The 439-nt window shown below is 70.2% G+C and carries 1 protein-coding gene; it reads right to left on the bottom strand.

Going from position 1 to position 439, the window contains the following annotated elements; translation table 11 throughout:
- Positions 1-158: 158 nt before the first annotated feature.
- Positions 159-439: type II secretion system protein G (locus FQ755_RS16175; protein WP_144155865.1), on the bottom strand; the 281-nt coding region annotated here is incomplete at its 5' end.

The following is a 439-nucleotide window of genomic DNA, read 5'->3' as shown; positions in this document are numbered from 1 at the left end:
CTGTCCGCGCGGCCCGCAAAGCGGCCGTCGAGGCTGCCGTCGACCCGCCACCGGCGCGCCCCGCGAAGCAGCCCGCCCGGAACGCGCGAAATCCGGGCGCGCGCCATCGTGGCCGCCCGCGCGCGCCGCCGCGCCAGCCCCCGAACGCGCCATCGCCGTCATAAGGAATCGAACGGCCGCCCGTCGAGCGTGCTGCCCTGCGCGCCGCTCTTGAGGTCGTAGACCTTGCCGGGGAATTGCTCCTCGGGCGCGATGATCTGCCAGCTGGTGGCGTTGTCGGCGACCGGATCTAACGGTAGCGTGCGCAGGTAGTGCCGGTTGACCAGCTCCTGCAGCGAATCGGGATACCGTCCCAGGTCGCCGTAGAACTGGTCGATCGCATCGCGCGTGGCGTGCAGGTTCTCGGCCAGGATCTTTTCCTTCGATGCGTCGATCGAGT

The organism is Paraburkholderia sp. BCC1885, assembly GCF_900996235.1.
In the GTDB taxonomy this organism is placed as follows: Bacteria; Pseudomonadota; Gammaproteobacteria; order Burkholderiales; family Burkholderiaceae; genus Paraburkholderia.
This window is presented reverse-complemented; position numbering and strand designations above follow the sequence as displayed.